Genomic DNA, 25,167 nt, shown 5'->3' on the forward strand with positions numbered 1-25,167 from the left:
GAGAATCGAGAAACACAGAAGACTACTCCCGTCGGCGGTCAGATCCCCCGAATCACCCTGGCCACACCGGTACTGGATTACCAGGGAAACGGTCAGTCGAACGTCAGGCGCACCTCGTCGCCTGCGGCGACACCGAACGCCTCGTCGCCGCGGCCCCGATTCACGTCTAACTCGACGTTACCGTGACTGCCGACCGTGACCAGCCACTGCCCCGGCGGCACGGCGGCGAACGTCTCGCCGACGGGCACCGACTGGCCGTTTACGCGCACCTGTTCGACGCCTTCGATCACGTCGCCCGGAACGTTGGTGATCGCATTGCCGAAGTCGTCCACGACGAGCACCTCGCCGACGACCGCGTCGTCCGCGACGGTCGGCTTGGGAAAAGAGAGGCCCTCGTACTCGTCGACGGGGGTCAGACGGTCGAGAGAGTCGAGGTCGTCGACACCGACTTCGTGGACCTCTGCCGCGGCCGGCGCGAACACGTCGCGGCCGTGGAACGTGCTACTGGCGGCGCCCTCGTCGTCGATCGCGAAGTACTCTACCCGGCTATCCTCGCCGAGTAGTTCCCGCGCTGCCGGGACCAGAACGCCGTTGTCAGGTCCGACCAGCACGTGATCGCCCGCTCGTGCGACCAAGGCTGTGCGTTCCGTGCCGACGCCGGGGTCGATAACGGCGAGGTGGACTGCCGGCGGGAACCACGGGAGTACCTCACGTAACCAGAACGCCGCCGCGCGAACGTCCTGACGCGGTAGGTCGTGGGCGACGTCGACGAGTCGGGCCTCCGTCCGCCGGAGTATCACGCCTTTCATCGCGGCGGGATACGGCGACCCGAAGTCGGAGGCGAGCGTAATCATGCTGTGTCGGTTCGGATGCTCAGTTCCCGTTGCTGTCCGTTTCACTCACGCGCTGTAAGCGCTCGATGCCGTTCATCTCCTCGACGACTTCGACGACGGGATCGGGAAGTAGCGATTTCCAGTTTTTCCCCTTGATCATCCGCTCGCGGACTTCCTGACCTTCCAGCACCTCCCGGTTGAACATGGGTGACTGACGCACTTCGACGCCCGCCTCCTCGAACAGTTGGATCACCAGCGGGTTGTTCGAGTACGCGACGTCGAACTCCGGACTCATGCTCTGGACGTGGCTGACCCACACCGAGTTGCGTTCCAGATCCTCGATGGGGACGGCGTAGGTCACGAGGTCGATGTCGACGAGCGACTTCGTCACCATCATGACCCGCTCGCCGGCGGTGAACGGGTCGTGTTTGCTGTGGGAGTCGCCGGCGCTCCCGATTCCGAGGACTAACTCGTCTACGTCCTCGGCTATCTCCTGCACCATGTTGAAGTGGCCGTTGTGGAAGGGTTGGAATCGACCGATGTAGAACCCCCGTATCATACTCAGTAGGTGCGACCTGTCGGTTTATAAGGGTGGCGAGTTCGGGTTTTTGTGCTATACTGCCGGTTGTAGGCCTCTGTGTATCGTTTTCGCCATTCGATGAACGAATGATAGAGGGGGGAAAGTATATCAGTTCTCCTCCCTTCGATTTAGCCAGTAAAGACATTCTATGAGTAACGACACGGACCCAGACGACGTTTCTCCCGAACCGGTGAACCGCGATCCCCGCGATGGGGACGAGGACCACCGGAACGAGGGAAGCGGCGTCGATCCAAGCCCGGACGAATCTTCGGCGCCCGGAGACGAGACAGACTCGCAAGTGTCTGATATCGGTACGGGTGACGAGGAGTCACAGACAGAACTCGGTAGTGAGGTCGACGCGGAGATAGCTGACGACGTCGACGAGGACGACCTCCTCGGCGGCCTCCAGATAGAGTCGACCGAAGACATCGACGTGCCGGACCAACTCGTCGACCAGGTGATCGGTCAGGATAACGCCCGCGACATCGTCAAGAAAGCCGCCAAGCAGCGGCGCCACGTGATGATGATCGGCTCCCCCGGAACGGGGAAGTCGATGCTCGCGAAGGCGATGAGCGAACTCCTTCCGAAAGAGGACCTGCAGGACGTTCTCGTCTACCACAACCCGGACGACGGTAACGAGCCGAAGGTCCGAACCGTTCCCGCCGGGAAAGGCGAGCAGATCGTCGAGGCCCACAAGGACGAAGCCCGGAAGAAAAACCGGATGCGGTCGTTCCTGATGTGGATCATCATCGCGATCGTGCTCGGCTACACGCTCCTTTCCCCCGCTAGCATCCTGCTCGGCATCCTCGCAGCGGGTGTCGTCTACCTCGCCTTCCGCTACTCCAACCGCGGCAGCGACGCGATGATCCCGAACCTCATCGTCAACGCCGCCGACGAGCAGACCGCGCCGTTCGAGGACGCGACCGGTGCCCACGCCGGCGCGCTGCTGGGCGACGTCCGCCACGACCCGTTCCAGTCCGGCGGCATGGAGACGCCCAGCCACGACCGCGTCGAACCCGGCGCGATCCACAAGGCGAACAAGGGCGTGCTGTACATCGACGAGATGAACACGCTGGACATCCGGAGCCAGCAGAAGCTGATGACCGCGATCCAGGAGGGCGAGTTCGGCATCACCGGCCAGTCCGAGCGCTCCTCGGGTGCGATGGTCCAGACCGAGCCCGTCCCCTGCGACTTCATCATGATCGCGGCGGGGAACCTCGACGCGATGGAGAACATGCACCCCGCGCTCCGTTCCCGCATCAAGGGGTACGGGTACGAGGTGTACATGGACGACACCATCGAGGAGACCCCCGAGATGCGGCGCAAGTACGCGCGCTTCATCGCACAGGAGGTCAAGAAGGACGGCCGCCTGCCGCATTACACGCAGGAAGCGATCGAGGAAGTCATCCTCGAAGCCAAGCGCCGCGCGGGACGCAAGGGTCACCTGACGCTGAAACTGCGCGACCTCGGCGGCCTGGTGCGGGTCGCGGGCGACATCGCCCGCGCCGAGGACGCCGACTTCACCACTCGCGACCACGTGCTTCAGGCGAAGCGCCGCAGTCGCTCCATCGAACAGCAACTCGCCGACGACTACATCGAGCGGCGCAAGGACTACGAACTCACCGTCTCCGAAGGCGACGTGGTCGGCCGCGTCAACGGCCTCGCGGTCATGGGCGAGGACAGCGGTATTGTCCTCCCCGTGATGGCCGAGGTCACACCCAGCCAGGGCCCCGGACAGGTGATCGCCACCGGGAAACTGCAGGAGATGGCCGAGGAGGCCGTCCAGAACGTCTCCGCCATCATCAAGAAGTTCTCCGACGAGGACATCTCGGAGAAGGACGTTCACATCCAGTTCGTTCAGGCGGGCCAGCAGGGCGTCGACGGTGACTCCGCCTCTATCACGGTGGCGACGGCCGTCATCTCCGCGCTTGAGAACGCGCCGGTCAGACAGGACCTGGCGATGACCGGGTCGCTGTCGGTCCGGGGCGACGTGCTCCCGGTCGGCGGCGTCACGCACAAGATCGAGGCGGCCGCCAAGTCCGGCCTCGATACGGTTATCATCCCGGCCGCGAACGAGCAGGACGTGATGATCGAAGACGAGTACGAGGAGCAGATCGAGATCATCCCGGTCTCGCACCTCAGCGAAGTGCTGGAGGTCGCACTCGCCGGCGAAACCGAAAACGACGGTCTCGTCGAGCGTATCAAGAGCATCACCGGTTCGGCCCTCGAACGGCAGGTCGGCCGCGGTAGCCCCAGTCCGCAGTAGGCCCGACCGTGCCTGACTGGGCGGTCTTGGCGAGCGAAGCGAGCACGACCTCGTCGCAGTTCGATGCGACGGCGTTCGCGGGTTTTTCGCTCGTCGTTCTTTCGCTTTTGCTGTTACTCTCCCGAGCGACGCAGTCAGCGATGACCGACGACAGCGATGCGGCCGGTCTCCCCACCGACGAGACGGAGTTTGTCACCCGGAAATCCCACTCAGAGTCACCGTCCGAACCGTCTCCCGGACCCGCACCCGTCGAATCCCCGGACGACCAACGCGTTCCAAGACCGAGCGTAGACGGTGACGGACAGGGAACGAATCCGGGGCTCGGTGGGGACGCACCGACCGAGCCACGGGCCCGTCAGTCCGACGGCGAGAGCCGGAACCCGTTTCCGCCCGGCACGCCGTCCCACGAGACGGCCCGGACTGACGAGGACGATATCGAATTCTCCACCGGGGCGTTGCTGGTCAACGTCGCGTTCTCGCAGGGGTTACTGGGAGCGTTGCTCGTAGGGGCGGCCTGGTACACGCAGATACCGATGTCGGCGCTAGGCGTCACGACGGCACCGGGGAATACGGGATGGCCCGCGTTGTTGATCGGAGTTGGCCTCGGTCTGACGCTCTACGCCGCGAACGAGGGGACCGCGATGCTGTTCCAGCGACTGGGTATCGACACGGACGACGGCCTCCGGGAACTGCTCGCTCCGGACTCGCTGACGGGGTGGGTGGTCCTGCTCGGGACCGTCCTGCCCGTGATCGCCGTCTTCGAGGAACTGTTGTTCCGGGCGGCGCTCATCGGCGTTATCTCGACGGGCTTTGCCGTTTCGCCGTGGACGATGGCCGTCGTCTCGACGGTCGCGTTCGCTATCGGTCACGGTATGCAGGGCCCCGGCGGTATCGCCGTCACGGGAACGCTCGGGTTCGTGCTCGCGGCGGCGTTCATCGTCACCGGAAGCCTGTTCACCGTCGTCGTCGCACACTACCTGGTGAACGCACTGGAGTTCGTCGTCCACGAAGGGGTCGGCGTCGACTGGACGTAGCCCGGATTCGTCGAAAGGCACTTCCGGCCGCTCTGAGTCGGTCCGAACGTGACTCCGCTGGACGAATACGCTGACGAGACCTCGTCAGTGAAGACTGTCGCGGGGCCATCCCCGCGAGATACATGAAACAGTTACGTCCGACAGGATATCTGAACGTCCGCACGCTGACGCTTGCGGTCGGCCTGGTCTATCTGGTCATCGCCGCGGTCGCAGTCGCAACGGGCAACGCGACGGCGGGAGTACTCACTGACCTGGCCTTCTCGCTGGTGATGGTCGCGTTCGGCGTACTGCTGCGCGTCCGCAACCCCGACGAAATGGGGCTGCGGGTCGCCGGTGGACTGTTCGTCCTCACCGGTCTCGTACAGGGGTACGTCCTCATCGTCGAGGACGCCGCCATCGGCGACGGCGGAGTGACGCTGCTCGCTCTCGCCGCGCTCTCGCTGTATCTCTTCGAGATGTTCGTGCGGCCGCGCCTAGAGTCCCTCTAGCGACCGCAGTCGCTGCTCGACCGGCGGCGGGGCGGCGCTCGGCCCGTCGCGCACGCGGTGGTCCGGAATCAGGAGCGGCGCGGGGTTCTCCGAAAGCGCCGTTCGAACCGTCCGCTGGTCGTCCTCCTCGTCGCCGCTGAGCCCCGGTGTCATCCGGGCGAGCGCTTCGACCGTCAGTTGCTCCCCGTACGGCACGTCCCGGACCGTCTCCAGTACCGCCCGCTGGTCGGTCGGAACCGTGAGCGCGACCTGAACGTCCGCGAAATCGTCCGTTTCGCTCTGGAGGTACGCGAAGACACGGTCGAGCAGTTCGTGTTCACCGCCCGCGTTGTCCTCGGGAGCCGAAGGGAACGAGACGCTCATAACCCGTCCGCTGGCGATACCTATCTGTACGAATCGCTCTAGATACGGCGATTCCCGCGCATAGATGCCGGCGTCTTCCATGTACCGGTGGAGGACCGTCGAGGCCTTGAACATTCGCCCGGTTCGAGCCGTGGCGTTGTTCTCCCGGGCCAACATACAATGCCGGTCCTGTGGAGTAGTACGGTGGGGGAGATACCGTATGCTACTGAGCGCCATCGTCAAAGGGTCATACTGTCGGACGGAACTGTTTCAGATATTCCGCGGGAACGTCCCCGCGAAATTCGCCACTGGCTTCCGTCCGTCAGTATCACTCGATGCGGTAGTCGAGAGGGCCGACGAATCAGGACGAAACTATCTGAGCGACGCGGGGGCATCACGATGACCGCGCGGCCGCCAGAGTCCGGCGACGAATCGCGGGACGTGGCGGACGTGCGGGCCGACCAGCCGACTGGCGTGGACGTTCACACCGCCGAACGAGTCGGCGCGGCAGCGATCGGCGGAGCGCTCGTCGCGGCCGGCATCAAACGGCGGTCGCTCGGCGGCGCGGTGCTTGCGGCCGTCGGCGGCTGGCTCGCGTACCGCGGGGTCAGGGGGAAACGTTCGACCGCACGGGGCGCGGATGCGAGCGGCGCGGTTCTCGGACGCGACGAGACCGGCGCGCCCCCCGAGGCGACGGAAGTCGAACGCTCCGTCACCATCGGACGGCCGGCGGAGGAACTCTACGAGATGTGGCGCGACCCGGAGCAACTGCCGCGGATCATGGCGCACTTCGCGGACGTGACGCCGACGGGCGAAAACCGCCAGCACTGGGAAGTTCGTGGGCCGCTCGGCCGGGTGATTGCGTGGGACGCACGAGTCGTGACGGACCGGCCCGGCGAACTCGTCGAGTGGGAGTCGCTGGAGGGGACGACGCTACCCAACGAGGGTTCGGTGCGCTTCGGCCCGGCACCGGACAACCGGGGGACGGAGGTGACGGTCCGCTTCCGTTTCGACCCGCCGGGCGGTTCGGTGAGCAACGCCGTAATGGACGCTTTCGACATCGTGCCCGGGACTATCGCCGAGAAGTCGCTCGACCGCTTCCAGAGCCTCGCCGAGACGGGCGAGATCCCGACGCTCGAACAGAACCCGTCAGGCCGCGGGAAAGGCGATATGGTCTGATAGGGGCTGTTCTAACTGTGGACTCACCACAGTCTCCGACAGCGTGAACCCATGCCAAAGAGGGAGCCGGGACCGACATCGACGTAGACCAGCGGGTCGTGACAGAACTGCAGGTCATAGGTGCGCTCGAACGATGTCCTCCTCTCGACTTCGAGACGTTAACATAAGAACTGGTATATCCTGTGTCTTACCCTGTTCTCTCATGCGGTCAAGAACCGAAAACCCATCTATTTCTGGCATCATAACGTCAAGAACAACCGCCTCCGGTGGCGAATCTGAATTCTCTTCTAAATAATTCCATGCCTTCTCGCCGTCCTCGGCTGTCTCCACGTCGAACTCCTCACTAAGAGAGATCTGGATCATCTCTCGAATGGATTCGTCGTCGTCAGCAGCCAGAATATCCGCGGACATACTAGCGAGATTTCTTCCCGCTTTCTTACGTACATTCGGTCGATATACGAATCTCCGTATCAATCTCCGTCATTCCGGCCGTAGAGGAGGGTATAGCTCCACAGAGTGATTGAGGACAGACACCTAGACCACCTCGATAGGAATGCTTAACATATTATTGGGCGTATATACCATAACTGTGCCTGGTCTTACGGACGAAGTGGTCGATTCAATCCAGGTCCTCTACGTGAACTCGGATTCCGCGTTCGCGGAGTTGGTCCAAACTAAACTGCAACAGACGCGCTTCGATATTGATTGTATTTCTGCGAAGGGTATCGGTGAGGCGCTTCAAAGCCTCGCCACGGAACGAATCGACTGTATCGTAACGGCGTATTCGCTCGAAGATTCGGACGGTATTGGGCTTACGAAGTCAATTCGACAGCAGAACGCTGACATCCCGATAATCCTATTTACCGGACAGGGTAGTGAAGAAATCGCGAGTGAATCGACTCGTGTCGGCGTATCTGACTACATTCCGGTTCGGTCGAATCGTGATAACTTCACACTACTTGCGACTCGTATTCAAACGCTATCACAAGCCGCACGACAACGACAGGCAGCCGAACAGACGAATCGACGCCTCCAACGAACGCTCGAACGGACAACTGACGCGGTTTACACCGTCGATACCGAGTGGCGTATCGAATACATGAACGGGACGATGGCCGAACGAGTCGACTGTGATCCGGACACAGTCATCGGGGAAACGCTCTGGGAGGAGTTCCCCTCGATCATCGGGACAGAAATCGAAGAGCAGTATCGAAAGGCAATGGAGACCGGCGAACCGGTTTCGTTCGAACACCATCTCGGAGAGCCGTTCAACTACTGGGTCGATGTGCGCGCCTTCCCAGACGAGGATGGACTCACGATATTCTCCCAGGATGTCACCGACGGGCGTCAGCGGCAACTGGAATTAGAACGAACAGAAGCCATTTGTCAGAACATCCAAGACGTCATATTAGTCCTCGAAAAAGACGAAACCGTTCGATTTGCAAATCCAGCCGCGGCACGGGTGCTGGGAGACACACAATCTGATTCGATCGAGGGGGCGCAACTCTGTACTCTCGTCGGTGATCGGATTCCGGAATCGGACGCACAGGCGTTTACTCGTGCGGTCAGTGAACTGCTACGCGAGATACCAGGGGCCGGCGGTACCACCGAGCCCTCCGATTCTGACCTCCGGATCGACATGTCGACGCCTACGGGACAGCGAACGTTCGACGTTCGACTCACGCCGGTTCAGACCAGTGAACGTCCGCAGGTAATCATCGTCGCCCGAGACGTCACAAGCCAACATGAGATCAAACAGGAACTCGAGCGCCAACAATTCCTGTTCGACCGCGTTCAGGATATCGCAGACATCGGTGTCTGGGAGTACTTCCCGTCGACCGGCGAGCTCACATGGTCTGACGGGGTCCGTCGGATTCACGGTGTCGACGAGGATTACGAGCCGTCACTCGACGATGCAATTGATTTCTATCATCCTGACGATAGAGAAACCATTACGACAGCAGTCGACCAAGCGACCGAGGACGGGGAAACCTACGATCACGACCTACGAATCGTTGCGGCCGACGGTGAGGTGCGTGACGTTCGGGCATGGGGAGAATTCGTCGACAACACACACCGTGGCGATTCAGCGCTTCGAGGCGTTTTTCAAGACATAACGGCACGAAAAGCGGAACGACGTGAGCATCGAGAACTCGCGGAGGAATACGAAGCGTTGCTCGAAACATCCGGAGATGCGATATTCCTGCTCGATGTCGATACCGCTAATGAGGGCCCGTCATTCACGTTCTCCCGCCTCAGTCCCGGATACGAGACCCAGACTGGACTCACAACTGAAGAGGTTCGCGGCAAGACGCCGCGAGAAGTTTTCGGCGACGAACAGGGTGCCGAACTCGAAGCCAATTATACTCGCTGCGTCGATCAGCGTGCGCCGATTTCGTATCGTGAAGAACTCGACATCGGTGACGATGCTCGGTTCTGGGAGACGACCCTCGCACCAGTCATTGTCGACGGCGAGACCGTTCGAGTTGTGGGTATCGCTCGGAACGTGACCGAACAGGTCAAACGAGAGCGTGATCTTGAAACGACGAACCAGCGACTGGAATCACTCATCGAGGCGACGCCACTCACCGTAATGGAAATCGACAGTAACGGTGACGTCATCCGCTGGAACGATGAGGCTGAAAATATGTTTGGCTGGTCACGGGAAGAAGTGCTTGGCGAGTTCAACCCGATCGTTCCGGACGAGCAGCAAGCCGAGTTTGCATCACTCCGGGAACGCGCCCTGAGCGGCGAGCGGATTCGTGCTAGGGAGATACAACAGGAAACAAAAGACGGAGCGGTTCTGGACCTGCTTTTGTCGGTCGCTCCGATTACTGGTCCCGACGGAGATACTACGAGCATCCTTGCCGTCTTGGAGGACATTACTAAACAGAAACAGTTGGAAGCCCGACTCCGCTCACTTCAACAGACCGCACAGCAACTTAGTGGCGCTGAATCAAGCGAAGAGATCGGCTCCATCGCCGTTGATGCGGCAGTTGAGATTCTCGGCCTCGATATTACTGGGATTTGGGAATACAACGAGCGAGAGGATGCACTCGTCCCAATTACGGAAAGTCCTGCAGCACGAGAACTGTTTGGCGATTCCCCTCGGTTCACCTACGGAGACGGTATCGCCTGGGACGCGTTCGAGTCGGGAGAAACCCAGGTATATGACGATGTCCGGACCGAGGGGGAACCCCACAACCCGAACACAGAGATCCGAAGTGAAATTCTCGTGGCACTGGGCGATTATGGGCTTATCTCGACGGGTGCAGTTTCCCCGCAGGTCTTTTCTGAGACCGACGTTGACCTCTTTCGGATTCTTGGTGCGACTGTCGAAGGAGCACTCGCACGAGCGAAGCGGGAAGCGGAATTACACCGACAGAACGAGCGTCTTGACCAGTTCGCGAGCGTCGTTGCCCACGACCTTCGAAACCCGCTCTCCGTCGCAATGGGGTTTCTCGAACTCGCAAAGGAAACTGGAAACGCGGATCATTTCGAAGAGGCGGCATCGGCACACGACCGCATTGAACAACTCATCGAGGACCTCCTTACGCTGGCACGCGGAGAGACGACCATCGAAGATGCAGAAGAGGTCAATCTCGATAGTATTATAACGGAGGCATGGGGATACGTCGACACTGACGAGGCAACGCTTACAGTTACAGATGAAGTCCCGACAGTGACCGGCGATGCAGGTCGTCTAACCCAACTCTTTGAGAACCTTTTCCGGAATGCAGTCGAACACGGTGGTTCCGACGTCACGGTTACTGTAGGTCGGCTGGCCGATGATAACGGATTTTACTTTGAGGACGATGGCAGCGGGATTCCCTCGGAGAGGCGAGATAAAGTGTTCAAGCACGGCGTCACGTCCAGCGAGGGGGGAACTGGCTTCGGACTCTCGATCGTGGCCGACATCGCGAAGGCACACGGCTGGGCGGTCTCGGTGACAGACGGAACCGATGGCGGGGCACGGTTCGAGTTCAAGAGGTCCAAATAGCTACCCGTTGTCAGTAATCCGAAATCAGTGTTCTGCGTATCCAAATTGATCGATATCGATGGACCTATCAATTCCTTCCCAAATGTAGCACCAACACCAATTTCAAAACTTCAGCTTGATCCGTCATTGCTGTGCGGTCGTTCAGATACAAGTCTAATATCGGTATCTTCTGCAGACTCACCCTCATCTGGTGTACAGGTTATGTAAAAATTAGTACCCTAATACCTCATTGTTGTGTCATCACTGTCGAGAGAAAGTTTCTTCTCAAAGTATGACTGGAGACTCCAGCGAGTGAATTCTCCATTCGGGAGTTGATTATGAGCATATCTACTGTCAGTATCGCTAGCGGTGAGATACGCGATCTATTCCCATCTATCTGAATCCAGGACGTTTACTGCCGCGCTGTTCCCGCAAGCCTTATGTACAAATCCGTCCGTTAATGTACGATGATGAACGCTGACGAGGTCGCACCGGCGGTTCGATCCATTCTGGACACCGCCAGAGAGCGTGGAGACGAGAGCCGAGACCGGCTCTCGGTCGACGCCCGGTCGCTGCCGGACGCGCTGGCGGCCGCCGAAGCCGACGACCGCGCGCCGGTGATAGCGGAGGTAAAGCCCACGAGTCCGACGACCGAGGGGAAGACGGAGGCGGACCCGGTCGAGTTGGCGACGGCGATGGTCGAGGGCGGCGCGGCGGCGCTGTCCGTACTGACCGAACCAGAGCATTTCGACGGGTCACCAGAGAACCTGCGGCGGGTCCGGGCAGCGGTGGACGTGCCCGTGTTGCGGAAGGATTTCGTCCTGCGCGAAGCGCAGTTAGACACGGTCGAGGCGGACGTCGTCCTCCTCATCGCACGGTTCGTCGGCGACGACCTGGCGGACCTGATCGCCGCCGCGCGCGACCGCGGATTCGAAGTTCTCGTGGAGGTCCACACGCGAGAGGAACTCGAGCGGGCAGTCGCGGCGGACGCCGATATCGTCGGCGTGAACAACCGCGACCTGGCGAAGCTAGAGGTCGACCTGGGGACGTTCGAGCGGGTCGCGCCCGCGGCACCGCGAGACGTGACACTCATTGCCGAGAGCGGTATAGCGACGCGAGACGACGTGACGCGGATGCAAGACGCCGGGGCTGACGGACTGCTCGTCGGCTCCGCGATCATGGACGGCGACCCGCGGGCAAACACGGAGAGACTAACACGATGAGTACGAGCAAGTTCGGAGAGTACGGGGGACAGTACGTGCCGGAGGCGCTGATGCCGGCGATAGAGGAACTGGAGGACGCCTACGAGCGCTACGTCCTCGACAACGAGGACGGCTTCATGGACGAGTTCCGGCGTCGGCTCCGGGACTTCGGCGGACGGCCGACGCCGCTCCAGCACGCCGAACAGCTGTCGGAGCGCTACGACAGCGAGGTGTATCTCAAGCGCGAGGACCTCGTCCACGGCGGCGCGCACAAGCTGAACAACGCGCTGGGGCAGGTGTTGCTCGCGAAGTACATGGGCAAGGAGCGGATCGTCGCCGAGACCGGCGCAGGACAACACGGCACCGCGACGGCGATGGCCGCTGCCCACCTCGGAATGCCCTGCGAGGTGTACATGGGCGAGCGCGACATCAACCGCCAGCGACCCAACGTGTTCCGGATGCGGCTCAACGGGACCGAGGTAAACCCCGTCACGATCGGCCGCGGGACGCTGAAGGAGGCGATAAACGAAACGATGCGCGACTGGGCGACGAACGTCGAGGACACTCACTACGTCATCGGGAGCGTCGTCGGCCCGCACCCGTTCCCGCGGATGGTCCGGGACTTCCAGTCGGTGATCAGCGAGGAGGCCCGCGAGCAGATCCGCGAGCAGGCCGGACGACTCCCCGATAGCGTCCTCGCTTGCGCCGGCGGCGGGTCGAACACGATGGGGGCGTTCCACGAGTTCACCCAAGACGCGGAGGTCGACCTCTACGCCGTCGAGGCCGGCGGGAGTTCGCTGGAAGTGAACGAGGAGGAGGGCGTCGCGCCTAACTCTGCGTCGCTGTCGACAGGCGACGAAGGCGTTCTCCACGGCGCGCGCACCAAACTCCTGCAAGACACCGACGGCCAGATCATGGAATCTCACAGCGTCTCCTCGGGACTCGACTACGCCGGCGTCGGCCCGGAACTGGCCCACCTCGTCGACGAAGACCGCGTCACGCCCGTCACCGTCGGCGACGACGCGGCGCTGGAAGCGTTCCACCGCCTCTCGCAGGACGAGGGGATCATCCCGGCGTTGGAGACCGCCCACGCGTTCGGGTTCGCCCACGAGAACCCGGAGAAACTCGGCGACGTGACGATCATCAACGTCTCGGGGCGCGGGGACAAGGACCTCGAATCGGTGATCGAGGAAACCGGGAAACGAGACATCGCCGCCGCGCCGGACATGGACGTGTTCACCGGAGGTGGACTGTGAGCCGCATCGACGAGGCGTTCGCGGACGGCCCCGCGTTCGTCCCGTATCTTGCGGTCGGGGACCCGGACTACGAGTCCTCGAAGGCGTACGTCGAGGCGCTGGCCCGCGGCGGCGCGGACGTGATCGAACTCGGCCTGCCGTTCTCCGAACCCGTCGCTGAAGGGCCGACCATCCAGGGTGCGGTGACCCGCGCACTGGAGGCGGGGATGACCCCCGAGACGTACTTCGAGTTCGTCGAGGAGTTAGACGTGGACGTGCCGCTGGTCTGCATGACGTACTACAACCTCATCTACCAGTTCGGCTCCGACGCGGGCCCGCGCCCGTTCGTCGAGCGCGCCGCCGAGGTCGGCATCGAGGGTATCGTCGTTCCGGACCTGCCCGCGGAGGAGGCCGGTCCGCTCCGCGACGCCTGCGACGACCTCGGTCTCGACCTCGTGTTCATCGTCGCGCCGACGACTGAGGGCGAACGACTCGAACGCATCATGGAGCAGGTGTCGGGCTACGTGTACGTCCAGGCGCGTCTGGGTGTTACCGGCGCACGCGACGACGTAAGCGACAAGACCGACGACGCGCTCGCCAGGCTGACAGAGTGGAACGTTCCCAAAGCGGTCGGCTTCGGCATCAAGACCGGCGAACACGCCGAGCGAATCGTCGCGGGCGGTGCCGACGGAATCATCGTCGGGTCCGCGCTCGTCGACATCGTCGCCGAGGGCCACAGGGAGGGCCGCCCCGCCGAGGACGTGGCGGCGGACCTCGAAGCGAAGGCCCGCGAACACACGGAGGGCGCGGAGTCCGGCTACGCGCAACGCGTGCCAGAACCCGAACACACATAACGCAGACATGATAATCATTCACACACCATGAGTTCCGGCATCGACGCGCGTCTCGACCGCATCGGGACAGACGGGAACTACGTCATCGTCCCGATGGACCACGGCATCACGCTCGGCCCGGTAACGGGCCTGAAACGCATCGAGTCGACCATCGACGCGGTGACTCGTGGCGGCGCTGACGCGGTGCTCACCCAGAAAGGTATCGCGCCACGCGTCCACGACAACAAGAACGGGCGGGGGTACATCGTCCACCTGAACGGCTCTACGACGATCGGACCGGACCAGGCTGACAAGCGCGTAACCGGAACCGTCGAGGAAGCGGTCCGGGCCGGCGCGGACGCCGTCTCCTTCCACATCAACGTCGGAAGCGACCACGAACCGGACCAGATAGCTGATCTCGGCGAACTCACCGCAGAGGCCGACCGACTCGGAATGCCCGTGTTCGCGATGGCGTACGCCCGCGGCCCCGGCGTGGACTCGAAAGACCCCGAAGCGCTTGGCCACGCCGTCCGCCTCGCCGAAGAGGTCGGTGCCGACATCGTCAAAACCGGCTACAGCGGCGACGCGGAGAGCTTCGAACGCGTCGTCGAGGCGACCCGCCTTCCGGTCGTCATCGCGGGCGGGAGCAAAGGCACCGACCGCGAGACGCTGGAGATGGTCCGCGGCGTGATGGACGCCGGCGGATCCGGGGTCTCGATGGGGCGCTCCGTCTTCCAGCACGACGACCCGGAGGGCATCGCGCGGGCCATCACCGACGTGGTCCACGACGACGCCAGCGCCGACGAGGCGCTTCGTGACTCCGGTCTGGCCGTCGAAGCGTAAGTTTCCCTACCGTTTTTCTCGCTCACGCTCGTACGCGTCGCCATGGGCCAGACGACCTTCGACTTCACAGACGAAACAGTGATAGTAACCGGAGGCAGTTCGGGTATCGGCCGAGCCATCGCGACGGCGTTCGGCGACGCGGGAGCGACAGTCATCGTCGCTGACCTGCGCGAGGAACCCAAAGACGTCGATGCTGACCTGCCGACGCACGAAGCGATCGAGGACGCCGGCGGGCACGCGGAGTTCGTTCGGACGGACGTGTCCGCGCCGGACGAAGTGCGCTCGCTCGTCGAGGCTGCCCGCGAATTCGGCGGCGTCGACGTGATGGTCAACAACGCCGGCGTCTTCGGCGGAGGGTCGATCCGCGAAACCGACCCGACCGAACTCGACCGACTGCTCGGGGTGAACGTCCGCGGCGTGTTCGTCGGCTGTCAGGCCGCCGCCAACGACATGATAGAGCGCGACGACCCCGGTGCGATCGTCAACACGGCGTCGATCAGTTCGAACCTCGCACAGCACGGCCAGGTTGCCTACGACACCTCGAAGGGCGCGGTACGGATGATCACCCGCGGCGCGGCACTCGAACTGGCCGAGGACGGGATCCGAGTAAACGGCATCGCGCCCGGCCAGATCGCGACCGAGATCGACGAGGGGTGGACCGAGGAAGCGGAGGGAGGCGACTTTCTCAAGCCGGTTCCGCAGGGCCGTGCGGGAAGGCCGGAGGACCTCGCCGGAGCCGCGCTCTTTCTCGCCAGCGAGCAGGCCGGTTACGTGACCGGCGAACTGGTCCACGTCGACGGCGGCTGGCAGATCTGCTGAGACGGCGGGACGGTCGCCGACCTGTGGGTCACCCGTTAATGCCGATTCCGCCACGTTCATGCCCGCCCCATTCGAGTGGTGCAATATGACACGATCAGTGTGGCTCAAAGCCGACGAGAGCGTCGGCGACTGGGATGCGCGACGCAGGCGGATCACCGCCGGTCTGGAGTCCGGCGTGGACTGGGTACTCGTCGACGAAGGCGACGTCGGGCGAGTGCGCGAACTCGGCGATGTCAACGTGGCCGCGTTCCGTACCGGTGGGGACGTGGACGTGATCGACGACCCCGAGTCCGAGGACGCGGCGGAAGCCGACGCCTACGTCGTCGGCAAGGACGGCGAGGGCGACGGGACGGTTGACCTACCTGCCGACTACTCCGGGTCGGCCGACCTGTCGACGCTGCGCCGGGAGGACGAACGGGCGAACGGCGCGTACGTCCGCATCTTCGACGAGGAGTACGAGGCGTTCGCCGAGGCCGCCGCGGACGAGGCAGACTACACTATAGTCGTCGGCGAGGACTGGACGATCATTCCGCTGGAGAACCTCATCGCCCGCATCGGCGACGAGACGGAACTGATCGCCGGCGTCACGACGGCGGAGGAGGCGAAGACCGCCTTCGAAACGCTGGAGATCGGCACGGACGCCGTGTTGCTTGACACCGACGACCCAGACCAGATACGTGAGACCGTCGCCGTGCGCGACGAGGCCGAACGCGAGACGCTCGACCTGGAGTGGGCGACCGTCCGCGAGGTCGAACGCGCCGGGAGCGCCGACCGCGTCTGCGTCGACACGGGGTCGCTGATGGACCACGACGAGGGAATGCTCGTCGGGTCGATGTCCCGCGGCCTCGTGTTCGTCCACGCTGAGACCGCCGAGTCGCCGTACGTTGCCTCGCGCCCGTTCCGCGTCAACGCCGGCGCGGTTCACGCGTACGTCCGCACGCCCGACGGCGGCACGAAATACCTCTCGGAGATCCGCAGCGGCGACGAAGTCCAGATAGTCGACACTGACGGAAACACTAGAGAGGCCATCGTCGGCCGGGCGAAGATCGAACAGCGCCCGATGTTCCGGGTCGAACTAGAAGCCGATAACGGCGACCGCTTCGAGACGCTCATACAGAACGCAGAGACCGTCAAAGTCGCCGCCGAGGACGGTCGCAAGGCCGTCACTGACCTAGAAACGGACGACCGACTCAAAGTCTACTACGAGGACACTGCCCGCCACTTCGGCGAGGCAGTCGAGGAGAGCATCATCGAAAAGTAGTCGACTCCTCCTCGCTCGGGTTGCCGAGACGCGTCGTACACCAGTGACAGAAGTCGATGTCCTCGTCGACTTCCCCGCCGCACTGCGGACAGTGGACCGCGTCCGGGTCGTACCGCGCCTGCTGGACCGAGATGACGAAGGCGTCGATCACGTTGAACAGTATCAGCGACAGCAGGACGAACTGCCCTTGAAGCGACATGCTCTCGACGGTCGACAGCATCCGTTCCGCCGACGTTCCGCCCGTCGCCGGGTCGGGGAGCAAAAGCAGCGCCGCCAGGATCCAGAGCGCCGACCAGAGTATCGCCCGCACCCACTGACGCAGGTACAGGTGTCCCAGACCGGGAAACAGAAGCGCGAGGCCGACTGCGACCGCTGACCGTAAACGACCCATGTTGCCCGCTCATACCAACCGGCCGATGGTTAAGCTTCGGGTTTCGAGCGCAACTGCTCGACCAGGTCACGAAGCGTCGCCAGGTCGTACTGGCCGGGCGCGGTCGCCTCGTCGGAGTGGACCGGCGCATAGCCAATACTGGATCCGTACACCGGTGCGACGGCCCGTGAGTGACGGCCGGGCTCACCCATCGCCATCGTCGCAACCTTCTCGCCCTGCGCGGTGAACTCCCGGGTGAGCATCAGCACCGTCAGCACGTCGGCGGGGTCGGTCGCCGTGACGGCTAGCTTGCCAACGTCGGCGTTGGCCACGGCGTCGGCGAGCATCTCCCGCATCTCGTCCGCCGTGGGCGTCCCGTCGAAATCGTGTAGCGACGCGATGGCGGTGGCGTCGTGGTCCCTGGCGTGCTCGACCACGCCGCTGCCGCCGCCGTGTCGCACGGCGTTCAGTTCCACGTCGACGGCCTCGACGATGTCGTACTCCGACGCCGTCGCGAGGTCGTCGAGGCGGCCGGCGTCGTCGGCTTCACCGCCCTCCCACTCGGCGCGGTTGGTGGCGATGATCGGGAGGACGCCGTCGTACGCGTCGAGTTGGTCCAACGGGTCGTCCGCGAGGTCCATCCGGAACTCGACGGCGTCTGCGTGTTCGCGAGCGGCCGCTTCGTCGTCGAGGTCGGCGGTCGCCGCCGCGAGGACGAAGGAGTCGAAGTTCATGGTTAGATCTGGGGCGCGTGCGGCAAAAAGGGGATGTTTCGCTGCAGGGTGTGCGTACGGCCCGCCGTGGTCGTCTTCCGAACGACTGTCTGTCGTCGCTGGACTCGGATCAGTCCGCGCTGTGGAGCGGTACGAACCCGCAGTCCGGACAGCCGTTGTGTTTGGTGGTCTGGTAGCTCAGTTCGCGACTGCAGTTCGTACACTTGTACTGGGGGTCAGTCATTACCAGAACACCAGTTGCGATGACGGATATACGTTTCGTGAGTCGAGTGCCCGCGAGACGCTGTCTCACTGTCAGGAACCATATATTCGATTCGACGGACCAGGAGAGAGCTGCCAGTGATGCGCTTGTCGGACTATGCGGGCCGAGACGGACCGCTCCGCAGGGCGGAGCGTGTCCGTCTACGGGGAAGGGCAGGCCAGCGGACGAGCGTGATTCCCGCGAGCGGTCTCAGTGAAAACCTTCGATTTCCGCGATGGCAAAAATACGCGGGTTTTGAGCACGACGAGTGAACGGCGCGAGCATAGCGAGCGAAGTGAAACGGGAGTAGTTTCGGTCGAGCTTTTGTCGCGGGAGCGCCGAAGACGCGCGACCGCAGCGCAAACGGCCGCTATGCCAGACCCAGACTCTCTTCGGCTTCGAGCAACTCGTGGTAGCGGTTGCGGATGGTGACCTCGGAGATGTCCGCGACCTCGCTGACGGCGGCCTGCGTGGTCTTCTCGTTGGTCAGCAGGGCTGCGGCGTAGACGGCGGCGGCCGCGAGGCCGACCGGCGACTTGCCGCTGTGGACGCCCTTCTCCTTGGCGTTCTGGAGCAGCTTTCGGGCGCGGTGTTCGGCCTCGTCCGAGAGGTCGAGCCCCGACGCGAACCGCGGGACGTAGCTCTCGGGGTCGGCCGGTTGGACCTGCAGGCCCAGTTCCCGGACGACGTAGCGGTACGTGCGGGCGACCTCGTTTTTCTCGACGCGGCTCACTTCGGCGATTTCGTCGAGACTGCGCGGCACGCCGGCCTGGCGCGCGGCGGCGTAAACGCAAGCGGTCGAGACGCCCTCGATAGAGCGGCCTGGCAGCAGGTCCTCTTCGAGTGCGCGGCGGTAGATGACGGACGCGGTCTCGCGGACGTTCTCCGGGAGGCCGAGCGCCGACGCCATCCGGTCGATCTCGCCGAGCGCCTGCTTCAGGTTGCGCTCCTTGCTGTCCCGGGTTCGGAAGCGCTCGTTCCACTTGCGAAGACGCTGCATCTTCTCGCGCTGGCGCGAGCCGAGGGAGTTGCCGTATGCGTCCTTGTTGCGCCAGTCGATGTTGGTCGACAGGCCCTTGTCGTGCATCGTGTTCGTCGTGGGCGCGCCGACCCGACTCTTCTGGTTTTTCTCCTGTGCGTCGAACGCACGCCATTCCGGACCGCGGTCGACCGAATCTTCCTCGACGACGAGACCGCAGTCGTTACAGACCGTCTCGCCGTGTTCTTCGTCGTTGACGAGCTGCCCCCCGCATTCGGGACACGACAGCGTCTCGTCCTGTGTTTCGGTCTCGCTTTCGTCCGCTTGGTTGCGTGCGCGTGTTCGGGTGTTCTCGGTCATTTGTACGAGAGGGCGGAAGCTGTCCGGGCAGGATTCGATGGAAAAATCCCGGAGGTGGTTCCTTGTACGGACTTTGGAACGACCTCATATAAACGTTTCGGTATTTCGAAGAGGTTACCGGTGAAACGGCTATCCGTAGCGGTTTGAGCGGTAATAAAGGAAAGATTCAAACAGGATGATCGACCCCGCAAACGGAGGTACTCGGCGTTAGTCGAGTGTCGCTGTCGGACGGCCCTGTTTCCGCCGTTTCGGGGACAACCCCACGACATTCTTCACCGACGAGATCCCGTCAGTACAGTATGCGCGTCAGCCTGGGAAGCGAGAACCCGGTGAAAGTCGAAGCGACCGAAGCGGCGTTTGCAGGCCTCGGCAACGTCGATATCGTTCCGGTCCCGGTCGAATCGGGCGTGAGCGAACAACCGCTCGGACACGGTGAGACGGTCGACGGTGCGAAAAACCGTGCCCGGCGAGCGCTCCGTTCCGGTGAGTACGACCTCGGCGTCGGCATTGAAGGCGGCGTCGCGACTATCGATGGCGGAAACGACCTCTTTCTCGTCATGTGGGCGGCCGTCACCGACGGCGTCCGGACGGGCCGCGGCGGGGGGCCGAGCCTCCGTCTACCCGACGACGTGGCAGAGCGCGTGCGCGCCGGCGAGGAACTTGGACCCGTGATGGACGACCTTCTCGACGCCGAGAACGTCGCGGAACGCCAGGGCGCAGCGGGTGCGCTGACGAACGGTATTATCGACAGGGAGTCAGCGCTGACCCACGCCGTCGCCGGGGCGCTGGGGCCGTTCGTCACGGACAAGTACGATAGTGATTACTGAAACGGTTTACACGCAGATCGCATCGCCGTCGTGCGATCTGGTGTACATTGACTTTCAGTGATTGCTATCGTCATTCGGTGTCGACTGTGGGGCTCTCGCGGGCCTCGGCGCTCTCTTCGACGGCCGTCGTCAGCGACACGTTGAGCGCGATCATCGACGCGAGGCCGCCGACCACGGTGACGGCGTTTTTCACCGCGTGGTCGACGATGGCCGCGCCGACGGCGACGGACCAGCCTATCGGCGTCAGACCGACGACCAGCACGGTGAACGCCCCTTCGTACAGCCCGACGCCTCCCGGCGAGAGCGGCAACACCTTGGCGAGGTTGCCCACGCTGACGGCGAAGAATCCGACGGCGACGAGCGTCGGAAGCGAGAGCGAGACGCCGTCGAACGCCGCCAGCACGACAATAGCCGTCACTACGTCAAGCCCCCAGATGAGGAGGCTGGTCGCGCCGACCCGAGCGAAGGAGCGACTGTCGCTCGCGACCGTCTGAACGTCGCCGGCGAACTGCTCTATCACGCCCGATACGTACCGCGCGTAGCTGTCCGAACTGAGGCGAGAGACGCCTTCGCGGACGAGGTTCCGGTCCGAGCGCGCGGTGGCGACGATGAGCGCAACGGCGGCGATTGCGGCTCCGCCGACCCCGGTTGCCACGGCGACTGCGAGCCGCCCGCTTTCGCTGTCGGTGCCGAGGACGGCCGACTGAAGTGTGCCCGCCTCACCGGTTACGACGAGACCGATCAGAACGCTGCCCGCGAGCGCCGTGATGGTGAGGAGGTCGAACACGCGTTCGACGGCCAACGACGCGAACCCTGTCGGGTACGGGATCGACCGCCGGGCCTTCACGACGTACGCCCGGACAGCGTCGCCCGCTCGGGCGGGGAACACGAGGTTCCCGGTCTGACTGATGAATATGGCCCCCGTCAGGAAGCCTATCCGTTCCGTATACCCCAGTTCCGTAAGGATATCGCGGTAGCGCGCCCCGCGGAGCGGCCACGAGAGCAGGTAGATCACCGCGGACAGAGCGACCAGCCCCCGGTCGGCGGCAGCCACGTGAGAAAGCACCGTCGACGGGTCGAGATACTGGGTCATCAGGGCTATCGCCACGACCGTCAGCAGCGTCCCAGTGACGACGGTTACGCGGCGGTCGATCCGGGGGCTGACGGCGACTTGCCACCAGGTGCGAAGGATCTGGCTCCCCATCCCGAACACGTCCCGGACGAGGTCGACTTTCGTGTCGCCTTTCGGCGTCCACTCGACGGGGAACTCCTTGATGCGGTAGCCCGCCCGCTGGGCACGGACGAGTACCTCGGTGTCCCAGAACCAGTGGTCGTCCTCCACGTCGTCGAGAAGCGCAAACAGTGCGTCCCGGTCGAACGCCTTGAACCCGCACTGATGGTCCCGCAGCGACGACGACAGAAAGCGGCGAACGAGGAAGTTGAACCCCTTGCTCGGTACGCCCCGTTTCGCCGGACGGTCGGCTTCCCGGCCGTCGATCCACCGCGACCCCGTCGCCACGTCGTACTCGCCCGATCGGACGCTCTCGACGAGTTCTTCGAGGTGGCGCATGTCCGTCGCCATGTCTGTGTCGAAATAGACCAGCGTCTCCCCCTCGGCGGCCTCGAACGCGCGTTCGAGCGCACCGCCGCGTCCGAGTCGCTCGTCGCTGTGGAAATGCCGAACGCGCTCGTCGTCGGCCGCGAGTTCGTCCGCGATCTCGGGGGTGCGGTCGTCACAGCCGTCCTCCGCGACGATCACCTCGAACCCGTCCCGCGGGAGAAAGCCCGCGAGCGCGGCCACGGTCGTCTCGACCGTGGAACGGATCGTCGCCTCCTCGTTGTACGCGGGGAGGACGACGCTGACTTCGACCGCCCGTCGATTCATTGTCGCCAGTCGCGGGCGTGCGACCAAGAACTTTCTGGATTCGGAGACGCAACGGGGCCGTGATCGCACTCTCTGCACCCGATTCGAATCCGGATCGTGTCGCCGCTGCTTCGGGAACTCCTCCTCTGCTTTCGGTTCGACTGCGCCGGTAAGCCCCGGTTTCCTTCCCGTACCAACCGGTCGCTGTTCTCGGTTCGGACGCCGATTACGGATGTTGATAATCGCAAGACTGCGGCGGATTAACCTCGTGTACCAAACCCACTAAGGGTGCAACTACCATCGGAGTAAGTATGAGCACAACCGCCTCCACGACCGCCGACCTGAACGACAAGCAGTCGCGCATCCTCCAGTATCTCCGCGAGAAAGCCGAGACGAAGACCTACTTCAAATCGCGACTCATCGGCGACGAACTCGACATGACCGCGAAGGAAGTCGGCACCAACATGACCGCCATCCAGAACGGAACGTGTGACGTGGACGTCGAGAAGTGGGGATACTCCTCCAGTACGACCTGGAAAGTCAGCGTCTAATAGGAACTGTCGTGATTCAGTTCGGTCTCTTCCCGACGGGGGTCGGCGAATACCGATACACAGTTACGACAAACCCTACGAACTGACGGTCGGTCACCGCAGGTCCCGCCACGACCGCTCGGCGGTCCACCCCCAAAACGGTCTCCGCTTTTTCCGCGCTGATCAGGCTCTCGTGTCCTGACAGCGACGCTCGTCGTTCCGCCTGGGTTCAGTCGTTCGGCTACGTCCGCACTCGGTAGCGTGGCCGTCGTGTCGCCGGTGACCGCCCAGAATCGCTCGTTGCTGTCGAAGCCGAGTTCGACGGCGCACCGAACGATCCGGACGGCATCGTTCAGCGGGGATACACGCCGGCGGTCTCCTCGCCGCGTTCCTCCAGTTCAGGTTGACTGTCCGGTAGCTGTCGGAGAGATGTGCGAGGACGGCCGGCCCGAGTTCCCAGTTTCCGCCGGTACGGCAACGGTGTCCTTCGCCGACGGTGTGCCGTCGAGCGGGAGAATTTCAGGGGTCGAACCGGATCAGGTCGTCCGCCGTCGCCGCGAAGGCGACCGCGTCCGCGTCGAACGAGTCGGCGTACCGGACGAGAAGCGTCAGCACCGTCTCGGGTTCCTCGACGGCGTACCCGTCCTCGCGTGATAGCAGTCCCGCAGTCTCCAGTTCGCCCGCGTACTTGCTGACTGTCGGACGTGAAACGTCCAGCGCGTCCGCCAGATCGGACCCGGTGGCATCAGGAGTTCGGAGGAGTTCGAGCAACATTCCGCGGGCCGTGTCCCGTCGGAGGTAGCCCAGCGCCACCTGTTCGAACTCCGAAAACCGGCCGGCGGGGAAAAACCGCCGATAGTCGCCATCTTTCCGGCTCTCGACGGCTCCGTTCGATTCCAGTTCCCGGAGGTGGTGCTGGGTTTCGCCTGTGCCTAGCTGGAGGTCGTCACGGACCTTGGAGAAGTGTGCGCCCGGCGTCGTCGTGAGATAGCCGGCGATAGCGTCGCGGGCGTCGTTCCGGTCCCCGTCGTCAGCGTCGTCTCGGAACCGCGTCAGCGGACTCGCCGCTCCGAACGCGGCGAACCGCCGAAGCGTGGCACGCTTGCTCTCGTCAACGTCGCGGGAACCGGGCATTCACTCGCTCTTGCACCGTGGGGCGTATAATGTCTTCGCTAGTCGTCAGTCGACTCGCCCTCGGTTCGTTCCTCGCCCTGGAAGTCCTTGTCCATCTCCTCTATGACCTTGTTGGGGTCGCGGATATCGGCCGGGTCCTGACCCTCCTTGATGGCCTGGGCCTCCTGCTCCATCGCTTCGACGTCCATCTCCGCCTCCTCGTCGATCTGGCCGAGGATCTTGTCGATATCGTCCAGACCGAGCATCTGCCGGGTTTCCTCGTCGAAGTCGAGGCTGTTGAGAACGTCGCCGTTCCCCTTCACGTCGCTGCCGGTCAGGTGCTTGCCGTACCGACCGACCAACGAGGTGAGTTCCTGCGGCATGACGAACGTGGTGGACTCGCCGTGTCCGATGGATTCGAGCGTCTCCATCCCTTTGTCGATGACGGCGCGTTCGCCCATCGACTCCGCCGACTTGGCGCGGAGGACGGTCGACACAGCATCACCCTGCGCTTCGAGGATCTGGCTCTGCTTTTCACCCTGCGCACGGATGATGTTGGACTGCTTCTCGCCTTCCGCCTCTTCGACGGCGCTCCGTCGTTCACCCTGCGCTTCGAGGATCATGGCGCGGCGGCGGCGCTCCGCGGACGTCTGTTGCTCCATCGCCTGCTGAACGTCTTTCGAGGGGTTGACCTCGCGGACCTCCACGCTCTCGACGCGGATCCCCCACTCGTCCGTGGGCTCGTCAAGTTCCGTGCGGATCTTCGAGTTGATCTGCTGGCGCTTGTTCAGCGTGTCGTCGAGTTCCATGTCGCCCAGGACGGCACGAAGCGTCGTCTGGGCGAGGTTGGAGACGGCGCGCTTGTAATCTTCGACTTCGAGAAAGGCTTTCTTCGCGTCCATCACCTTGATGTACACGACGGCGTCGGCCGTGACGGGGGAGTTGTCACGCGTGATCGCTTCCTGTCGAGGGACGTCGAGTGTCTGTGTCCGCATGTCGAAGCGGTGCGTGTTGCTGACGAACGGCGGAACGATGTTGATACCGGGTTCGAGCAGTTTCCGGTACTCGCCGAACACCGTCAACGCTCGCTTCTCGGTCGCGTCGACGATCTCGACCATGCTGTATACGGTGACGATCGCTAGCACCAGAAACAGCAGGGCGACGAGCGTCAGACTGGGCGTGAGCCCCGACTGCAGGATTGTCAGTGACGACATATTGTTACCTTAGGACAGGGACGTAAAAAGCGTTCCCGTGT

At 63.3% G+C, this 25,167-nt stretch carries 23 protein-coding genes; 13 read left to right on the top strand and 10 right to left on the bottom strand.

Annotation, left to right across the window (positions count from 1 at the left end; all coding sequences use genetic code 11):
* Positions 1 to 92: 92 nt before the first annotated feature.
* Positions 93 to 854, bottom strand: a complete 762-nt coding sequence (locus EYW42_RS00985; protein ID WP_135533390.1) for an SAM hydrolase/SAM-dependent halogenase family protein — start codon at positions 852 to 854, stop codon at positions 93 to 95.
* A gap of 19 nt (positions 855 to 873) precedes the next feature.
* The gene (locus tag EYW42_RS00990; protein ID WP_135533391.1) at positions 874 to 1,392 is read right to left on the bottom strand and encodes a nicotinamide-nucleotide adenylyltransferase; all 519 of its coding nucleotides are present in this window, start codon (positions 1,390 to 1,392) and stop codon (positions 874 to 876) included.
* A 169-nt stretch (positions 1,393 to 1,561) separates the two neighbouring features.
* On the opposite strand from EYW42_RS00990, the gene lonB reads away from it, so the two are divergent.
* From lonB to EYW42_RS01005, 3 genes are all read left to right on the top strand, one after another.
* Positions 1,562 to 3,679 (top strand): ATP-dependent protease LonB, encoded by a 2,118-nt coding sequence (gene lonB / locus EYW42_RS00995; protein ID WP_135533392.1) that lies wholly within the window; start codon positions 1,562 to 1,564, stop codon positions 3,677 to 3,679.
* An 8-nt stretch (positions 3,680 to 3,687) separates the two neighbouring features.
* A complete protein-coding gene (locus EYW42_RS01000) occupies positions 3,688 to 4,713 on the top strand; it encodes a CPBP family intramembrane glutamic endopeptidase (RefSeq protein ID WP_237561257.1) in 1,026 nt (341 codons plus the stop codon).
* Between the two features lie 122 nt (positions 4,714 to 4,835).
* Positions 4,836 to 5,201 (top strand): hypothetical protein, encoded by a 366-nt coding sequence (locus tag EYW42_RS01005; RefSeq protein ID WP_135533393.1) that lies wholly within the window; start codon positions 4,836 to 4,838, stop codon positions 5,199 to 5,201.
* On the opposite strand, the gene EYW42_RS01010 is transcribed toward EYW42_RS01005, so the two are convergent.
* Positions 5,187 to 5,645 (bottom strand): MGMT family protein, encoded by a 459-nt coding sequence (locus EYW42_RS01010; protein ID WP_135533394.1) that lies wholly within the window; start codon positions 5,643 to 5,645, stop codon positions 5,187 to 5,189. The two genes, EYW42_RS01005 and EYW42_RS01010, sit on opposite strands and share 15 nt — an antisense overlap.
* A gap of 297 nt (positions 5,646 to 5,942) precedes the next feature.
* Here EYW42_RS01010 and EYW42_RS01015 point away from each other — a divergent pair, with 297 nt between their 5' ends.
* Positions 5,943 to 6,722: an SRPBCC family protein gene (locus EYW42_RS01015; RefSeq protein WP_161972897.1), complete on the top strand. Its 780-nt coding sequence runs from the start codon at positions 5,943 to 5,945 to the stop codon at positions 6,720 to 6,722.
* 114 nt (positions 6,723 to 6,836) lie between these two features.
* Here EYW42_RS01015 and EYW42_RS01020 read toward each other — a convergent pair whose 3' ends face one another.
* The gene (locus EYW42_RS01020; protein WP_135533396.1) at positions 6,837 to 7,133 is read right to left on the bottom strand and encodes a response regulator; all 297 of its coding nucleotides are present in this window, start codon (positions 7,131 to 7,133) and stop codon (positions 6,837 to 6,839) included.
* A 178-nt stretch (positions 7,134 to 7,311) separates the two neighbouring features.
* Here EYW42_RS01020 and EYW42_RS01025 point away from each other — a divergent pair, with 178 nt between their 5' ends.
* From EYW42_RS01025 to EYW42_RS01055, 7 genes are all read left to right on the top strand, one after another.
* Positions 7,312 to 10,722, top strand: a complete 3,411-nt coding sequence (locus EYW42_RS01025) for a PAS domain-containing protein (protein WP_237561258.1) — start codon at positions 7,312 to 7,314, stop codon at positions 10,720 to 10,722.
* 449 nt (positions 10,723 to 11,171) lie between these two features.
* On the top strand, positions 11,172 to 11,924 hold the full coding sequence (gene trpC, locus EYW42_RS01030; protein WP_135534016.1) for an indole-3-glycerol phosphate synthase: 753 nt from the start codon (positions 11,172 to 11,174) through the stop codon (positions 11,922 to 11,924).
* Positions 11,921 to 13,159, top strand: coding sequence for a tryptophan synthase subunit beta (trpB, locus tag EYW42_RS01035; protein ID WP_135533398.1), 1,239 nt, complete (start codon positions 11,921 to 11,923; stop codon positions 13,157 to 13,159). Before trpC ends, trpB begins: the two co-directional genes overlap by 4 nt.
* A complete protein-coding gene (gene trpA / locus EYW42_RS01040) occupies positions 13,156 to 13,992 on the top strand; it encodes a tryptophan synthase subunit alpha (RefSeq protein WP_135533399.1) in 837 nt (278 codons plus the stop codon). The genes trpB and trpA overlap by 4 nt, the downstream gene beginning before the upstream one ends.
* Before the next feature lie 27 nt (positions 13,993 to 14,019).
* Positions 14,020 to 14,814, top strand: a complete 795-nt coding sequence (locus EYW42_RS01045; RefSeq protein WP_135533400.1) for a 2-amino-3,7-dideoxy-D-threo-hept-6-ulosonate synthase — start codon at positions 14,020 to 14,022, stop codon at positions 14,812 to 14,814.
* Positions 14,815 to 14,856: 42 nt separating this feature from the next.
* The gene (locus EYW42_RS01050; RefSeq protein WP_135533401.1) at positions 14,857 to 15,633 is read left to right on the top strand and encodes an SDR family NAD(P)-dependent oxidoreductase; all 777 of its coding nucleotides are present in this window, start codon (positions 14,857 to 14,859) and stop codon (positions 15,631 to 15,633) included.
* Between the two features lie 85 nt (positions 15,634 to 15,718).
* A complete protein-coding gene (locus EYW42_RS01055; RefSeq protein WP_135533402.1) occupies positions 15,719 to 16,894 on the top strand; it encodes a 3-dehydroquinate synthase II in 1,176 nt (391 codons plus the stop codon).
* On the opposite strand, the gene EYW42_RS01060 is transcribed toward EYW42_RS01055, so the two are convergent.
* From EYW42_RS01060 to EYW42_RS01070, 3 genes are all read right to left on the bottom strand, one after another.
* The gene (locus tag EYW42_RS01060; RefSeq protein ID WP_135533403.1) at positions 16,881 to 17,285 is read right to left on the bottom strand and encodes a DUF7575 domain-containing protein; all 405 of its coding nucleotides are present in this window, start codon (positions 17,283 to 17,285) and stop codon (positions 16,881 to 16,883) included. The genes EYW42_RS01055 and EYW42_RS01060 overlap by 14 nt on opposite strands.
* Before the next feature lie 29 nt (positions 17,286 to 17,314).
* The gene (locus tag EYW42_RS01065) at positions 17,315 to 17,998 is read right to left on the bottom strand and encodes a type I 3-dehydroquinate dehydratase (RefSeq protein WP_135533404.1); all 684 of its coding nucleotides are present in this window, start codon (positions 17,996 to 17,998) and stop codon (positions 17,315 to 17,317) included.
* Between the two features lie 611 nt (positions 17,999 to 18,609).
* Entirely contained in the window at positions 18,610 to 19,578 is a 969-nt protein-coding gene (locus tag EYW42_RS01070; protein ID WP_135533405.1) for a transcription initiation factor IIB, read from the bottom strand.
* 299 nt (positions 19,579 to 19,877) lie between these two features.
* Here EYW42_RS01070 and yjjX point away from each other — a divergent pair, with 299 nt between their 5' ends.
* On the top strand, positions 19,878 to 20,405 hold the full coding sequence (yjjX, locus tag EYW42_RS01075; RefSeq protein WP_135533406.1) for an inosine/xanthosine triphosphatase: 528 nt from the start codon (positions 19,878 to 19,880) through the stop codon (positions 20,403 to 20,405).
* A 70-nt stretch (positions 20,406 to 20,475) separates the two neighbouring features.
* On the opposite strand, the gene EYW42_RS01080 is transcribed toward yjjX, so the two are convergent.
* Complete coding sequence (locus EYW42_RS01080) at positions 20,476 to 22,290, bottom strand: flippase-like domain-containing protein (protein ID WP_135533407.1); 1,815 nt, start codon at positions 22,288 to 22,290, stop codon at positions 20,476 to 20,478.
* A 290-nt stretch (positions 22,291 to 22,580) separates the two neighbouring features.
* Between EYW42_RS01080 and EYW42_RS01085 the strand changes: the two genes are divergently transcribed.
* Complete coding sequence (locus EYW42_RS01085) at positions 22,581 to 22,820, top strand: DUF7123 family protein (RefSeq protein ID WP_135533408.1); 240 nt, start codon at positions 22,581 to 22,583, stop codon at positions 22,818 to 22,820.
* 498 nt (positions 22,821 to 23,318) lie between these two features.
* Here the strand turns inward: EYW42_RS01085 and EYW42_RS01090 are convergent, their stop codons facing one another.
* A complete protein-coding gene (locus EYW42_RS01090; RefSeq protein ID WP_135533409.1) occupies positions 23,319 to 23,933 on the bottom strand; it encodes a winged helix-turn-helix transcriptional regulator in 615 nt (204 codons plus the stop codon).
* A gap of 38 nt (positions 23,934 to 23,971) precedes the next feature.
* A complete protein-coding gene (locus tag EYW42_RS01095) occupies positions 23,972 to 25,126 on the bottom strand; it encodes an SPFH domain-containing protein (protein WP_135533410.1) in 1,155 nt (384 codons plus the stop codon).
* Positions 25,127 to 25,167 lie beyond the last annotated feature (41 nt).

It is taken from the genome of Halostella pelagica, assembly GCF_004762015.1.
Lineage (GTDB): Archaea > Halobacteriota > Halobacteria > Halobacteriales > Natronoarchaeaceae > Halostella > Halostella pelagica.

Excerpts from the sequence above, each read along its gene's own strand:
- EYW42_RS01090 (WP_135533409.1), bottom strand. The coding sequence starts at position 23,933 with ATGCCCGGTTCCCGCGACGTTGACGAGAGCAAGCGTGCCACGCTTCGG.
- EYW42_RS01020 (WP_135533396.1), bottom strand. The coding sequence starts at position 7,133 with ATGTCCGCGGATATTCTGGCTGCTGACGACGACGAATCCATTCGAGAG.
- EYW42_RS01055 (WP_135533402.1), top strand. The coding sequence starts at position 15,719 with ATGACACGATCAGTGTGGCTCAAAGCCGACGAGAGCGTCGGCGACTGG.
- yjjX (WP_135533406.1), top strand. The coding sequence starts at position 19,878 with ATGCGCGTCAGCCTGGGAAGCGAGAACCCGGTGAAAGTCGAAGCGACC.
- EYW42_RS00990 (WP_135533391.1), bottom strand. The coding sequence starts at position 1,392 with ATGATACGGGGGTTCTACATCGGTCGATTCCAACCCTTCCACAACGGC.
- lonB (WP_135533392.1), top strand. The coding sequence starts at position 1,562 with ATGAGTAACGACACGGACCCAGACGACGTTTCTCCCGAACCGGTGAAC.
- trpB (WP_135533398.1), top strand. The coding sequence starts at position 11,921 with ATGAGTACGAGCAAGTTCGGAGAGTACGGGGGACAGTACGTGCCGGAG.
- trpC (WP_135534016.1), top strand. The coding sequence starts at position 11,172 with ATGAACGCTGACGAGGTCGCACCGGCGGTTCGATCCATTCTGGACACC.
- EYW42_RS01005 (WP_135533393.1), top strand. The coding sequence starts at position 4,836 with ATGAAACAGTTACGTCCGACAGGATATCTGAACGTCCGCACGCTGACG.
- EYW42_RS01065 (WP_135533404.1), bottom strand. The coding sequence starts at position 17,998 with ATGAACTTCGACTCCTTCGTCCTCGCGGCGGCGACCGCCGACCTCGAC.
- EYW42_RS01060 (WP_135533403.1), bottom strand. The coding sequence starts at position 17,285 with ATGGGTCGTTTACGGTCAGCGGTCGCAGTCGGCCTCGCGCTTCTGTTT.
- EYW42_RS00985 (WP_135533390.1), bottom strand. The coding sequence starts at position 854 with ATGATTACGCTCGCCTCCGACTTCGGGTCGCCGTATCCCGCCGCGATG.
- EYW42_RS01015 (WP_161972897.1), top strand. The coding sequence starts at position 5,943 with ATGACCGCGCGGCCGCCAGAGTCCGGCGACGAATCGCGGGACGTGGCG.
- EYW42_RS01070 (WP_135533405.1), bottom strand. The coding sequence starts at position 19,578 with ATGACCGAGAACACCCGAACACGCGCACGCAACCAAGCGGACGAAAGC.
- EYW42_RS01080 (WP_135533407.1), bottom strand. The coding sequence starts at position 22,290 with ATGAATCGACGGGCGGTCGAAGTCAGCGTCGTCCTCCCCGCGTACAAC.
- EYW42_RS01010 (WP_135533394.1), bottom strand. The coding sequence starts at position 5,645 with ATGGAAGACGCCGGCATCTATGCGCGGGAATCGCCGTATCTAGAGCGA.
- EYW42_RS01085 (WP_135533408.1), top strand. The coding sequence starts at position 22,581 with ATGAGCACAACCGCCTCCACGACCGCCGACCTGAACGACAAGCAGTCG.
- EYW42_RS01045 (WP_135533400.1), top strand. The coding sequence starts at position 14,020 with ATGAGTTCCGGCATCGACGCGCGTCTCGACCGCATCGGGACAGACGGG.
- EYW42_RS01095 (WP_135533410.1), bottom strand. The coding sequence starts at position 25,126 with ATGTCGTCACTGACAATCCTGCAGTCGGGGCTCACGCCCAGTCTGACG.
- EYW42_RS01050 (WP_135533401.1), top strand. The coding sequence starts at position 14,857 with ATGGGCCAGACGACCTTCGACTTCACAGACGAAACAGTGATAGTAACC.